Genomic DNA, 13984 nt, shown 5'->3' on the forward strand with positions numbered 1-13984 from the left:
TATTACCTTCGACTGTGATTAGAATTCGAGTACTTGATTAATGCCTGCAATGACACTTGCTGGACTAGGCAACCAAGCGTCTTCGATTTGTGCAAACGGATAGATTGTATCTGGCGGAGCAATACGCAAAACAGGAGCTTCCAGATGCAGAATCGCTTTTTCATTAATCTGTGCAATTACCTCAGCGGCTACACCGGATGTTTTTTGCGCTTCTTGCACGATAATCGCACGGTTTGTTTTCTTAATTGAAGTTACAATGGTTTCGATATCAAGCGGAATTAGGGTACGAAGATCGATAACTTCAACTTTCACACCTTGTGTTTTCTCGATTTCTTCAGCTGCTTTCACAGATGTGTGAACCATAGCCCCATAAGTAATAATCGTCACATCGGAGCCTTCGCGAACAACATTCGCTTTACCAAGCTCAATGGTGTATTCGCCTTCCGGTACTTCAGCACGGAATGCGCGGTATAAATTTAAATGCTCCATGAAGAAGACAGGGTCATTATCGCGAATCGCGGAAATGAGCAGTCCCTTCGCATCATAAGGGTTGGAAGGAACAACAACTTTAATACCAGGAGTTTGTACAAGTAAGCCTTCGAGTGCATCCGTGTGCAGCTCAGCTGCTTTTACACCGCCACCAAAAGGTGTCCGGAATACGATTGGAGAGTTGTAACGGCCGCCAGAACGGTAACGCATACGAGCTGCTTGCACGCAAATTTGGTCAAGCGCTTCATAAATAAAGCCTACGAATTGAATTTCAGCGATCGGACGAAAGCCTTGAATACCAAGACCAACTGCAAGCCCGCCAATAGCAGACTCAGCAAGAGGCGTATCGAATACGCGCTCTTCGCCGAATTCTTTTTGTAAACCTTCCGTAGCACGGAATACGCCACCAACATGGCCAACGTCTTCGCCGAACAAAATTACATTAGGATCTCTTTCCAGTTCAACGCGCATTGCGTCTTTTATCGCTTGAATCATCGTCATTTGTGCCATGACTTCTCCGTGCCTCCTAATTGTTTTCGTGAGAAAACTTGCTTCGTAAGCTTAAGCTTAGTTTATCGCCAGAAAAACTGGCATCGTAAGCCTAATTTATTTAAACGCTTGCTTCTGTTCTTCGAGATGTGCCGGTGTTACTTCGAACATAGAGTCAATTAGGCCTGGAACAGTCATTTTCTCTGTTTCTTCCGCTTTTTTGATATGTTCAGCAACAGTTGCTTTCGCTTCTTCTTTCACTTGAGCTTCTTCTTCTTCGCTCCAGAGACCTTTTTTAGTCAAGAACAGACGCATACGCGTAAGTGGATCCTTAGGCTCCCAGTCGCTCTCTTCATCTTTGGTCCGATATTTCGTCGTGTCATCCGCCAAGGAATGCGGACGGTAACGGTAGGTTAATGCTTCAATCAACGTAGCGCCTTCGCCTCTGCGTCCTCTTTCAGCAGCTTCGGTAACCGCTTGAACAACAGCCAATACGTCCATTCCGTCAACTTGCACGCCTTTGATACCGGCAGCAATTGCTTTATGCGCAACAGAAAGCGCAGCTGTTTGCTTCGAATAAGGAGTCGTAATTGCGTAACCGTTGTTTTGTACAAAATAAATGACAGGCAGCTTGAATGCTCCTGCAAAGTTCATGCCTTCGTAGAAATCGCCTTCGGAGCTTCCTCCGTCGCCTGTGTAGGTAATCGCTACACGCGGTTGGTTACGTTTCTTGAATGCCATAGCCACACCGGTAGCATGTAAAATTTGAGCTCCGATGATGATTTGCGGCATAAGTACGTGTACATCCTGCGGAATTTGTCCGCCATGCTGATGGCCACGGGAATACAAAAACGCTTGATAAAGCGGAAGTCCGTGCCAAACGAGTTGTGGCATATCACGGTAACCCGGGCAAATGAAATCGTCTTTATTTAATGCAAACTCACTACCGATCATCGAAGCTTCTTGTCCGGATACCGGAGCATAGAAACCAAGACGTCCTTGGCGACCAAGATTAACTGCTCTTTCGTCCCATACGCGGGTGAATACCATTCTTCTCATTAATTCTTTCAATTGGTCGTCACTAAGTTTAGGCATTTTGTCGGAATTAACAATGGTGCCGTCTGGAGCTAGAACCTGTAAAGGCTCAACCTTCTCTGTGGTCACTTCATAATTCGCTTGGCTGACAAGTGGCTTACTCATACCATTTCACCTCTTATATGATTTTGATGCCTGCTAGCTTCACTTCTGTTATAGTATTATTATAAACCTGTTTTTGTGAATTGTACACCAGCATCCCTGTGCTATATGACCTTTTTTCACCGGAGTGAATAGTACAGTTCCCGAAAATATATAATACAGTTAACATAAAATTTACAACTGCTATAATACACATTACCCTCTAAACGACAAGCTTACACTTGCTGCACCAAATTAGGTCCAAAGAGAAATTTAAAGGAGCACAACCATGTCGGATGACTCTCGCTTTTATAAAAGAACAATTGTGAAAGATGAACTCACCTCTGTCCTTCTCGGAGAAAATCGCTCCCTGCGAATTTATCTCCCTCCCGGTTACAATGAACTGCTCTCCTATCCGGTCATTTATTGCCAAGATGGTGAACAATTCTTTAATTTCGGCCGAATTGCGACTACGATAACTCGCTGTATTCTGGATGAAGGCTTGGAGCCCGCCATTGTTGTCGGTGTTGATGTGAATAATCGTAACCGCACTTCGGAATATGCGCCTGAGGGTGAACGCCATGACGCGTACTGCCGTTTTTTTGCAGAGGAACTCCTCCCTTATGTAGAAAGCCGATATCCGATTCGATCCGAACGGAACGAACGCATTGTGGCGGGTGATTCCCTTGGGGGGACCGTGTCCTTGCATCTCGCCTTAGATTATCCTAGCCTTTTTTGCCGTGTTATATCCTTATCGGGCGCATTTTTCGACATTACCAGAGAACGTATCAAAGCGGAGGACGACTTGTCCTGGCTAGAGCTGTATATGCTAATTGGCTTGGATGAAACAGATGTAAAAACGGAACGAGGGACTTTTGATTTCGTAAGAGAAAACCGACTGGCCAAAGCTGAAATGGAAAATAAAAATGTCGCCCTGCATTATATCGAGAAGCCTGGCAAACATTTATGGGGATTTTGGCAAGGAGAGTTGGACGCGGCTCTGCATTATTTTCTAGCATGATAACGGTAAAAAGCGGTCCACTTTCCGTCTCCTGACGTGAAGTTGGGCCGCTTTTATTTATTCTTTAATCGCATAACGCTGCTTCAAAAGCTCCATCATACCCAATAACTCATCTTCACTCGGATAGCCCGGGATATCCCTAGGACTCTGCACTTTCACACCTTTGGAAGCCATCACTTGTACGAAATTGTCCGTGAAACGCGTTGCACTTAACTCTATTTGTAAGCATTCCGATAAACTCGCCATACTCCCCGGCGCCACTACCGGATAGTCGTTTGGTGATGCTGAGCCCGCCGCGCGTTCGTAAAAGCCTCTGGCCAAAGTTGCTTTTGCTTCACCTTGACCTTCCACGATTATGAACGCTTGAACCGATAAGGCAAGCTGTTGTCTGCGTTGTGCTATACCGCAAAACTTGCGTCCACCGACACTTAAATCGAATTCCCCCGGACAAAATGAACCCATCACTTCCCCCTGATCGATACGGTTCGTAATTGTGCTCATGACATCTCTTATCAAAGCTACCATCAGATCGAAATCCTTGCGATGCTCCATGTCCCCTGCGTTTTTTGGTAACAACAGGGATACATTCACGACGCCCAAATCGAGAGGCACCGCTGCACCCCCAGAGTTCCTTACAGCCGTATCATAGCCTTGACTTAGCAACCATTCGTTAGCTTCTGCCGCTTTCGGTAGGCGACTATCTCTCAGTCCCATTACAAAGGCTCGCGGGTGCCTCCATATGTGAAGAATCGGTGGTGCTGCTTTCCCTATTGCTCGGCATAAAAGTTCTTCCAGAGCAAATGCATATAGAATAGGTTGCGTTGCGGTTTCACCGGATCGATCAAGAATAACCATTGAAGCTGGTAGTTCTAAAGTCATCATTTGCTTAATCTCCTGAGCCTACAATTTGAATCCATGTACAGAATTGTAAGCGATACAAACTTAAGCTGCAATAAAAAGCATGTACGGAAAGAGGAACATTTTGCTTGAAAAATGGATATACAGCAAAATTTCCGTCAGAACTTGTCAAAAAACATCAAAATTTTGGAAAGAAATCAAAGGAATTTCAAGTTTTCTGTCGAAATAAAAAATAAACCCAAATTTTTCAATTAAGTAGGCGAGATCATTGAATGTATTTGACGACTTACTACTCAATATACTTGTTTTAACTCTCCCCATTATGCTATGTCATATTTTATGGCTGGATCGGCCCGGTCCCATCAGCTTTAATCCTTCAAATAGAGCATTTATCTTGCCTATTTATTCATTAGCAGCCATATTTTGCATGTCCCATCCTTTTTTCACGATAACAGGCAACAACTTTGATCTGCGCACGATTCCTGTACTAGTTGCTTTCCTTTACAGTGGCATACGTTCAGGACTTACGGTCTCCGCAGTAATAATAGCCTATACCTACTACATGGATGGTTCCGACTTTTTATGGATTGTTTCCTTGTCGGCTCTGCTCGTACCCTTCATCCTGGCTTTCATTGCCCTAAGCAATTGGAAGTACCGAACCCCCAAAGTGATGTTTCCCAGTCTTCTGGCTTTTATTAGCGCTCTAGCTACTTTCTGCATGACGATGCTATATCGCATCGATTCGAATGTATCCGTAGATAGGAGCTTTCTGCTATACGGCTTACTGTTCTGTATTGTTCACATGCTGACGATGTGGCTGATAACCTATTTAATTGTTCGTATCCGAGAAAATATTGCGATGCGCCAAGAAGTCCAGCGTTCAGAGAAGCTGAATGTATTAAGTGAACTAGCTGCTTCGGTTGCCCACGAAATTCGCAACCCTATGACAGTTGCCCGCGGCTTTATGCAAATACTCAGCCAGTCTCAAGTTACTGAAGAGAAAAAGAAGCTCTATACCACTATGGTAATTGAAGAAATTGACCGAGCCCAAAGTATTATTTCCGACTACTTATCTTTCGCTAAGCCGCAAGCCGAGAAGCTCGAAGAGTTGGATGTTTCCACTTTGACTCACAAAATAAGCAATCTCATAAATCCTTACGCGTCAATGAGCGGTGTAGAAATTCATATTGACATGGAGTCTTCTCTTCTGATTAAAGCCAACAGCGAAAAAATGATTCAATGCCTAGTTAATTTAACGAAAAACGGCATCGAGGCTATGCCTAGCGGAGGCACTCTGTTAATAACTGGCTTCAAGAAAAGCGCTAAAGTTATTTTACAAATTAAAGATACCGGTATTGGTATGACTCCTGAGCAGGTGAACCGTCTCGGAACGCCCTTCTACTCTACGAAAAATAAAGGCACCGGGCTTGGCATGATGGTCTCCTATAGAATCATCAAAACATTTGGCGGGCTCATAGAAGTAACAAGCCAGCCAGACCAGGGAACTTGCTTCACGATTTCATTACCTACCGTTTGAGTCACTTGCCAAAATATCCATAATCCCTTTGAATAAAGGGATGGACTTATTGCTCTCAGCAGGCTCCATGTTCTTAATGACAACAGAAACGGCATATTTCGGTGATTCAACAGGGCCATAACCAATAAACCACTGATTCACCTTTTCTTGCTTGCCATTCTCGATTTGTGCCGTACCGGATTTCCCAGCCAGCTTCCACTTCGCATCCTCTAAGCCTTGTCCCGTTCCAACGGTTACCACTTCTCTCATCCAGTTTACTAATGTATGACTGGTCGCTGCAGAAACCCGCCCCGCCTCGGAATCTAATAATTGAACAGGAAATTTCTCCATCACACGATCCGTTTGATACCGAATTTCTTGAACTACTCTTGGTGAATAACCCTTCCCACCATTCAGCAAGGTAACAATCATATTAGACGCCTGTAAAGGGGTCATCCTGACATCTCTTTGACCAATGGCTGTTTGCATAAGCACTCCCTCGTCATTATGTGGAGTATGGGCCCCAAATAGCTGTCCGTTCTCTTCTGTATCCAATTGACGGAGCATTTGCTCATCGTCTGTCTTCCCCGTCCAGCCCACTTCATTCAATACACCAAGCTTATGTGCATAGCTTTCCAACTCAGCAGGCGTCAGTCGCTGCATCACTCGGGCAAACACAATATTACAGGATTGCGCAAAGCCCTGCTCTAAAGTTAAAGGCCCGTGTCCATCTCTTCTCCAGCACGTAAAGCCATATTTCCCAAGCGCACCTTCACAATTGAAAGTTTCTTTGGGATCGACGATCCCTTTATCCAACGCTGCTGCGGCTACAATTGTTTTGAAAATCGAGCCAGGCGCCGTCGCCTTGAGCGCATAATTACTCCAGTTATTGCTAGCGAGATCGACTTCTGTCTGATCAAAGTTGGGTCTGCTCGCCATCGCGATGATATCTCCTTGTGCCACTTCCTGAACAACAGCCGCACCTTCGCGTATATTTAGCTTATCCATAAGGATCTCAATTCGCTGCTGCACGCTTAAATCCAGTGTCGTCACTAATTTGACGGGATAGAAGGTATTATCCGGTGCAATCATTCGGGCATCTAGACCAGCTAACGGTCTTTTTCCTGCGTCCGTAAAATAAGAGATTGACGTCTCACCAACGCCTCGAAGCCACAGATCGAACGTTTTCTCCAGTCCAGCACCTCCGATTTTCGAGGTTAGCGCAACCTTTCCTTTCTCCAGATCAGCACCGTAGATACTCATCACTCTATCCGGATTTTGCCCAATAAACCCAATCAATTGACGCGCTGTCATGCCTGATGGATAGCGATCCTCCATCTTCACGACTTTCAAATAAGGTAAGCCGAGAGCATTAATTTGCTCCTCCTGCTGATCGCTTAACTCTACAGGCTTCCCACCCTCAGCAGTGCGCCACACTTGCGGCTCTTTCAAATCACCAGAGAAAGCAAGCCAATGATCTGTATTCGTCCGCAAAATCCGGGCCAATTGATTTACTTGTTGCGGCTCACCATGGTATTCGCTATTTATAGGAAATGCCACAAGGGCTTTAATCATTTTTCCCGTCATGGGCAATAGATCACGATCTAAGATTTCCCCTCGCCCGCTTTCCAGCACTAGTGCCCGTTGCCTCTGTACGACCGAGTTTTTGACCAAATTAACTCCTCGTGAGGAATAGTTTTCCGTTGTCGCTATTTGTATCCAAAAAAGCTTGCCAACGATCCCTATAAACAAAAGTAAGATCGTGAGGAGAACAAGAAAGATTCGACGTTTTTCAGAAGACGATAATTGTTTAATCCTCATGCTACTGACTCCTTTTAACTAACAATGACTAGTGTTGCTTTCAGTATCGTCATTCCTGATCATGGTCAAACTGTCCGATCCACGTTAATGCTCAATAAAACAGAAAAAATCCACCCTCCTAATTGGAGAGTGGACTGCGTATTCTATGATACTAAACTTCGAATTTGGATAAAGTGTCGTTAAGCGATTTGGACAGCTGATCCAGCTTGTCCGACAGTTTAACTAAACCGTCACTGATACTAAGTTGTTCTGAACTCAATGAAGCAACTTCTTCCGATGTAGCTAGGGATTCCTCAGCTACCGCGCTGACATTCGTCATTGCATCGGAAAGTACAACTTGTGATTGCTCCAGTGTGGAGATCGAATCACTTACCGTGCTTAGCTGTGTAATGAATCCACCCATGTGATTCGTTACTTGTTTGAAGATGGTGTCGGCTTCTTTTACAGCTAATATTTGTTCTTGGAAAATGGGTGTTGCCGTTGAAAGCACTTTCACCGTCTCATCGATTTCTTTCGTGATGGTTTCTGTAATTTGACCTACGACATCAATGGATTGTCTGGATTGATCCGCTAGTTTACGAATCTCATCTGCAACCACCATGAAGCCTTTACCAGCTGCACCAGCACGTGCGGCCTCAATTGTCGCATTTAAAGACAAAATATTCGTTTGCTTCGTCATATTATTAAGAACATCCAAGATTTTACGAATAGAACGGGTACTGTCCTTCAAATTATCGACTTTATCAACCATCGAGCGAATCATTTCTTCTGTCAGGTTCGTTTTTGAAATAAGTTCCGTCATATACTTCGTACCTTGCTCACTGGAGCTTTGAACATCCGCAGCAGCCGTTCCCATCTCGAGGTTGGCTTCGATTACCTGCTTCATTTGCTCGCCAATATGATAAGTTAACTCATTGCCTCTCTCAGACTCCGTTGCCAATCCTCCGGCACCATTGGAAATCTCATCCGTCGCGACTGCAATTTCTCTTGCAGCTGTAGCCGTTACCTTCGAGGAATTCGTTAATTCTTGTGCGGTTTCGAAAACAGCTTGAGCAGAAGAGCTGGTTTGTTGAACCAAGGTTGTAATCTGCTGCATCATCACATCAAAGCTGGCACCTAGTTGTCCTATTTCATCTTGTGTTTTGTAGTTAGCACGCACCGTAAGTTTCCCTTTAGCACCTTGCTGCATCAGGTTACGTAGATTAATCAGAGGACGTCCGATCATTCTAGCTACGAATAATCCGATTAGCACAGCGGCAATAGCCGCAAACAAGGCGATTAGAAGCGTATAATTGAAGATTTGCTTAGCATCCTTCACAAGAGCGCTCACAGGTATATCACCAACAAGATTCCAACCGGATATGGACGATTTATAATAGGCTACCAAGTGATCATCGCTCGTTATAAAAGAGCCGTGTTCTTCTTCTAATTGTTCTTTCGTCAATTTGACGTCAGAATCTTTTTCTAATTCCGAGATTTCTTTATTAGCTATGTATTTGTTTTCTGTATTCGTAATGACAACCTTACTATCATCACCTAATGACATCCCAGTAATCTCTTTAGTGAGTAAATCTGTATTAAGCTCTATCAGAAGAATGGCTGATGTGGTATTCGTAAGTGTATTTCTCATCACTCGACCAATAGCAAATGTATTGGACGAGCCGCTGGAATACCCTTTGACTTTACTATCTAACCAAGCCACTTTTCCACCGTTCTCAACAGTCTTATTAAACCAATCATTTCCGCTTGAATTCTCGCTAAATGACGAACCGCCTGAACCTGTGATAACGATCAATTTACCATCAGGTCTGTAAAGATGAAGCGTTTTAATTGCTTTGTTCGAGAAAGTCACCACATTCAATTTCTCCGTCAATTGACGAGTAACATCAAGAGCTTCGTAGGAGGATGGATCTAACGTAGGAATTGACCCAAGCAAATCCTGCAGATCCTTGTTAAGCATAATTTGTAGAGATACTTCATCAAAAGTTTGATAAAGAAAATCTAGTTTTTGCCCCGCCTGTGTTACGGTTTGAAGACTGGATTCAGACACTTTGTTCTTAATCACATTTTTCGATACCGTGTAAGAAATCAAACCCACAGTAAGGACGAAAAAAAGAATACTTACAAAAAACATTAAAAACAGCTTCATACCTACGGATTTCACAGGATTTTCTACCTTGACTTGCTTCATTTCTTTAAAAGCGATCGAACCCATTTGCTTAGATTTGTTGCTTGCCACACCTACAATACGACCCCATGGAACATTACGAATTGCTTGAACTACTTTGTCTAAAATACTTTGAAGTTTCTGATTCATTTGTTCACCGCCATTAGTTTCTACTTCCTGCATATACCAGACTTTTGAACTAGAATGTAAAGGGTTCACTTTACGTTTTTAAATAATTTCGACACACTTTACCATTATCCTTCAAAATCCGATCTAAAATAAATAAAAAAAGAAACTTTCTCCAATTTACTCGAGTTTGAAGAAAGTTTCCATGAACTTATTTTCCTGTTTTCTTACGCATCATATCCCATTTTTTTACAGCTTTATCCGTTTGTAATTTGATCATTTGAAGTGGATGTCTAGCTGCATCTAATTCTAAGCCATCTTCATTTCTTATGACCCCAACCTTTTGCTTAAAATGCGTACCATCCGGTCCAAAAAATTCAATTTCTTGGCCAGTCTTGAAATGATTTCTTTGCTGTATGAGCGCCGTGCCCGATTCAGCATCATACCCCATAACCAGACCAACAAAATCATATCCAACCACTTTATCTTCTGGCTCAAAAATATGATCCTCATGCCCTGGCGCCTCATAGAAGAAGCCGGAGTTCAAAGGTCGGTTTGCTGCTTTATATATTTCATCCTGCCACAAAGGGTTGACCTCGAAATGCTCTGGATCGGCAAAGTAGGCATCAATGGCTTGGCGGTAGGCATTAACAACCGTAGCCACATAATGAATGCTCTTCATCCTGCCCTCAATCTTGAAGCTGTCTACGCCAGATTCGATCATCTCTGCAATATGTTCAATCATGCTCAGATCCTTCGAGCCCATTGTGAAAGCATCATCTTCCTCGCCAAACATCGGCAAATCCGTAGCCAAAGGAGCAGAGAGTGGTTGATCCTTGGCAAATAAATCGTACTTCCAACGGCATGATTGCGAGCAGCCGCCGCGATTGGAATCTCGATCCGTGAAATGATTAGAAAGCACACATCGGCCCGAGTACGAGCTGCACATTGCCCCATGTATGAAAGCTTCAATCTCTACATCGACATGAGCTTTAATCTGATCGATTTCTTCCATGCTGACTTCGCGGGCAAGAACAACTCGTTCAATACCCTGGTCTTTCCAGAACTTCACGGTTTGCCAGTTCATAACGGATTGCTGTGTGCTCACATGAACTTCCAACTTAGGAGCTACTCTTCTGCACGTCTCCATAATAATTGGATCAGCTGCAATAATAGCAGAGATCCCAACCTCTTGAAGTCCTCTCAAATAATCATCAAGGCCTTCTATATCCTCATTATGAGCATAAATATTCGTTGCTACGAATACTTTTGCCCCATATTGATTGGCAAACTCTACGGCTTCGCGCATTTCCTCCTGCGAAAAGTTATCCGCGTTGGAACGGAGACCATACTTCTGGCCACCGATGTAAACCGCATCCGCTCCGTAATGGATCGCAAATTTCAGCTTCTCTAAATTGCCTGCTGGAGCCAGTAATTCCGGCTTGTTAAGCCTAACACGCTTTCCTCTAGCTCGGGCTTCTATGGCTGTCGTCATCACGATAACGCACCTTCTTTCATCTATCAATATACCTGTTCTTTGTAGAAAAACCCATATGACAATTCGCGTTCAGGATCTTGCAGCTTAACTATCGCATCCAACCATTCCTGTTGAAAGATATATCCTTCAGGATCAGCTGCATAAGCATCAATGACAGCCCGATAGCTTCTCACTACTGTTTCGTTATAAAGAGAAGATTTCAAAAGACCTTCGATTTTCAAGCTATCTATTTGACCGTCCATAAGCTCAGGTAAATTTTCCAACATACATATATCTTCAGAACTCATAATGTGCGTGCCATTACTATCTTCGTATATAGGATAACGCTGATCACGGCGTTCATGCTCAATGAGGAAAAGCCCTCGCTCCATGGAACGATCCTGCTCAGCTGCATCTTTCCCTTGGTGCTCGATATAATTCTTCACTAACTCACGCTTAGAATGATATATATTGGTGATGCCATGTACTTGAACTTCAACAGCCAACTCCGCATGCTCTTTAAAAGCCAAAACCTGCTCCATATTCAATTCTCTAGCTAGGACCACACGGGTAGCTCCTTGCTTAGCCCAATAATTCGCAGTCGCGTAATTGGTTGATGTCATCTCTGCATTCCAGTGCAGTGTTAGCGGCTTAGGTAAATTACGGGCAGTCATGAGTACCGCTGGATCGCCGAAAATGATTGCATCCACACCGTATTCCTGTAATTTGGCTAAATAATCATGCAGCCCTTCAAGGGCATTATTGTCGAAAATATTGTTTACAGCTACATATACACTAGCCTTCTGTTCATGTGCCCAGGACACAGCTTCCTGTATCTCTTCAAGTTTCACTTCTCCCGGCAGGCGCATGCCGTAGCGCGCTTCGCCAATAATAACCGCATCTGCGCCTGCTTCGATCAATCTTTTCAGTTCTGCCACAGTGCTGCAGCTTACTACTAACTCTGGTTTTTTCAATTGCTTACCCTACCTTCTATCAGCTTACTATCATAAGTTCGAACTACTAATTCGCGACCTTCTTGCTTTCTGTAATATTCTTCTTATGCTCTTCAAAAGTTTCTGCGAACAAATGCCCTTTGGTCCCATCCTTCTTAGTTACGTAGAATAAATACTTCGTCTCTTCCGGATAAATAGCTGCTTTCATCGAGGCAAGACTCGGACTCGCGATCGGTCCCGGTGGTAAACCTGTATTCAAATACGTGTTATAAGGACTTTGTATTTGAAGATCCTTCTCCAGCAATCTCTCTTTGGACTTATCGAATAAATATTGCACGGTTGCATCAATTTGAAGAGGCATATTCTTCTTTAACCGGTTCTGGATAACGCCGGATACAAGTGCACGCTCTTCATTTACAACCACTTCACGTTCAATTAAAGATGCAATGGTCAACATCTGGTGGATGTCAAGTCCGCGCTCCTTGAGCTTGTCCTTCCAGTCTGATGGAAGTGTCGCCAGCTTCTTATCCAGCTCCTGCAGTGTTCGCTCAATGAACTCTTGTTCCGTGGAGTCCTTCTTAAACTCGTATGTTTCTGGGAACAGATACCCTTCGAGACGATGTTTGATGCTTTTATTATCAGGAAGCGTTGCGATCGTTTCCCCTTTGAGCCCGGCAGGCGCATCCGCCAACTGTAGAAAAACTTCCTTTTTCCAAGGAGTCTGCTCATTTAATTTGGCTGCAATTTGATCAATGGTATAGCCCTCAGGGATTGTAATACGGATGACCTCTTCCTTCACAGTCTCCCCTTTATTCAGTTTATTGATCATTTCTTCGAATGTCATGCCCGGCTTCATACTGTACTCGCCTGCTTGAAGTCTGGAGCCCTGTTTCTTCACCTTTAAATAATACGTAAAAACCGAAGAATTTTTAATAAGTCCCTTCGTTTCAAGCTCCTTGGCGATCTGTAAAGACCCTGCGCCTTGTGGAATTGAAACTCTTACTTCTTGCTCTGAAGCCTCTACAGGCTGGAGCGCATTCGCAATATACAATCCGATGCCGCCTGCAGTTCCAATGATAATAAGCAGCAATAGTCCAAAGACAAGAAGGATGAGCTTAAGCTTACTTCTTCTAGGCTTATTCTGTTCATTCTCTTGTTCAAGCATGTTGTTCACAATAATCCTCCTAAGAATTTTCGTAAGAAAACTGAGTTCGTAAGCATTTCTATACCCCAAAGCAAACAAAAACGAGCGGATGCGCTCCGCTCGGTTGTATGCTTCTTACAATTCATCCTGTTCTGGAAATACCATCTCGTCGTAGAGCTCTGAAACGGTTTCCCATTCCTCGTCATCCTCGATGGTTTCCAATTCATACTGTCCGTCACTATCTGTCGTCACTCGGAAAACAGCAACCTCGTCTTCCTTCTTGAGTTCATCAGATTGCAGAACAGCATACGTATAATTTCCATAAACGAATTCTTTAAGAAGATGATACACCGTTGATTCATTTTGCTCATCAAACAAAATAATATCATCCCCGTAAGTTTTGCGCAATAAGTCAGAAGGCGTCGTACTCATGCTCATGCTTCTTCTTCCTCATCGAATTCTGCCATTAAGGTATTGAATGTTTCTTCAACAATATTCCATTCTTCTTCATCTTCGATGGTGAACAGCTTCAAATCCTCGCCGTCCTCATCCTCTTCATAGCGAAATGCGTACACTTCATCAGATTCTTCATCTCCGCCGTCAGTAGGCACGACCATCATATACTTCTTGTCAGAACCGTCCACTTCGAATTTCATGATAACCTCGAACTCTTCTTCGTTGCCTTCATCGTCCGGGATGTAAATGATTTCTGGTTGTTCCTCACGCAATTCTTCTTTGGACATGTTC

12 protein-coding genes are annotated in these 13984 nt (G+C 43.6%); 2 read left to right on the forward strand and 10 right to left on the reverse strand.

Annotation, left to right across the window (positions count from 1 at the left end):
• Positions 1-18: 18 nt before the first annotated feature.
• The gene (locus QFZ80_RS25205; RefSeq protein ID WP_307553291.1) at positions 19-999 is read right to left on the reverse strand and encodes an alpha-ketoacid dehydrogenase subunit beta; all 981 of its coding nucleotides are present in this window, start codon (positions 997-999) and stop codon (positions 19-21) included.
• Between the two features lie 96 nt (positions 1000-1095).
• Positions 1096-2178: a pyruvate dehydrogenase (acetyl-transferring) E1 component subunit alpha gene (pdhA, locus tag QFZ80_RS25210; RefSeq protein ID WP_307553290.1), complete on the reverse strand. Its 1083-nt coding sequence runs from the start codon at positions 2176-2178 to the stop codon at positions 1096-1098.
• Between the two features lie 265 nt (positions 2179-2443).
• On the opposite strand from pdhA, the gene QFZ80_RS25215 reads away from it, so the two are divergent.
• Positions 2444-3175: an alpha/beta hydrolase gene (locus QFZ80_RS25215; RefSeq protein ID WP_307553289.1), complete on the forward strand. Its 732-nt coding sequence runs from the start codon at positions 2444-2446 to the stop codon at positions 3173-3175.
• Positions 3176-3232: 57 nt separating this feature from the next.
• On the opposite strand, the gene QFZ80_RS25220 is transcribed toward QFZ80_RS25215, so the two are convergent.
• Complete coding sequence (locus QFZ80_RS25220; RefSeq protein WP_307561710.1) at positions 3233-4057, reverse strand: lipoate--protein ligase family protein; 825 nt, start codon at positions 4055-4057, stop codon at positions 3233-3235.
• Positions 4058-4355: 298 nt separating this feature from the next.
• Between QFZ80_RS25220 and QFZ80_RS25225 the strand changes: the two genes are divergently transcribed.
• Positions 4356-5570 carry an ATP-binding protein gene (locus QFZ80_RS25225; RefSeq protein ID WP_307564238.1) on the forward strand — a complete coding sequence of 405 codons (1215 nt, stop codon included), beginning with the start codon at positions 4356-4358 and terminating at the stop codon, positions 5568-5570.
• Here QFZ80_RS25225 and QFZ80_RS25230 read toward each other — a convergent pair.
• The 7 genes from QFZ80_RS25230 to QFZ80_RS25260 all read right to left on the reverse strand — a co-directional run bounded on the left by QFZ80_RS25230 (position 5556) and on the right by QFZ80_RS25260 (position 13980).
• Entirely contained in the window at positions 5556-7370 is a 1815-nt protein-coding gene (locus tag QFZ80_RS25230; RefSeq protein WP_307553287.1) for a peptidoglycan D,D-transpeptidase FtsI family protein, read from the reverse strand. The genes QFZ80_RS25225 and QFZ80_RS25230 overlap by 15 nt on opposite strands.
• 151 nt (positions 7371-7521) lie before the next feature.
• Positions 7522-9687 carry a methyl-accepting chemotaxis protein gene (locus QFZ80_RS25235; RefSeq protein ID WP_307553286.1) on the reverse strand — a complete coding sequence of 722 codons (2166 nt, stop codon included), beginning with the start codon at positions 9685-9687 and terminating at the stop codon, positions 7522-7524.
• Positions 9688-9874: 187 nt separating this feature from the next.
• The gene (locus QFZ80_RS25240; protein WP_307555971.1) at positions 9875-11158 is read right to left on the reverse strand and encodes a peptidase U32 family protein; all 1284 of its coding nucleotides are present in this window, start codon (positions 11156-11158) and stop codon (positions 9875-9877) included.
• Between the two features lie 26 nt (positions 11159-11184).
• Positions 11185-12114, reverse strand: coding sequence for a peptidase U32 family protein (locus QFZ80_RS25245; RefSeq protein ID WP_307553285.1), 930 nt, complete (start codon positions 12112-12114; stop codon positions 11185-11187).
• Between the two features lie 46 nt (positions 12115-12160).
• Entirely contained in the window at positions 12161-13258 is a 1098-nt protein-coding gene (mltG, locus tag QFZ80_RS25250) for an endolytic transglycosylase MltG (RefSeq protein WP_307555969.1), read from the reverse strand.
• A gap of 114 nt (positions 13259-13372) precedes the next feature.
• Complete coding sequence (locus tag QFZ80_RS25255; protein ID WP_307561712.1) at positions 13373-13675, reverse strand: DUF1292 domain-containing protein; 303 nt, start codon at positions 13673-13675, stop codon at positions 13373-13375.
• Positions 13672-13980, reverse strand: a complete 309-nt coding sequence (locus QFZ80_RS25260) for a DUF1292 domain-containing protein (protein WP_307553283.1) — start codon at positions 13978-13980, stop codon at positions 13672-13674. Before QFZ80_RS25260 ends, QFZ80_RS25255 begins: the two co-directional genes overlap by 4 nt.
• Positions 13981-13984 lie beyond the last annotated feature (4 nt).

This window comes from Paenibacillus sp. V4I7 (assembly GCF_030817275.1).
Lineage (GTDB): Bacteria > Bacillota > Bacilli > Paenibacillales > NBRC-103111 > Paenibacillus_E.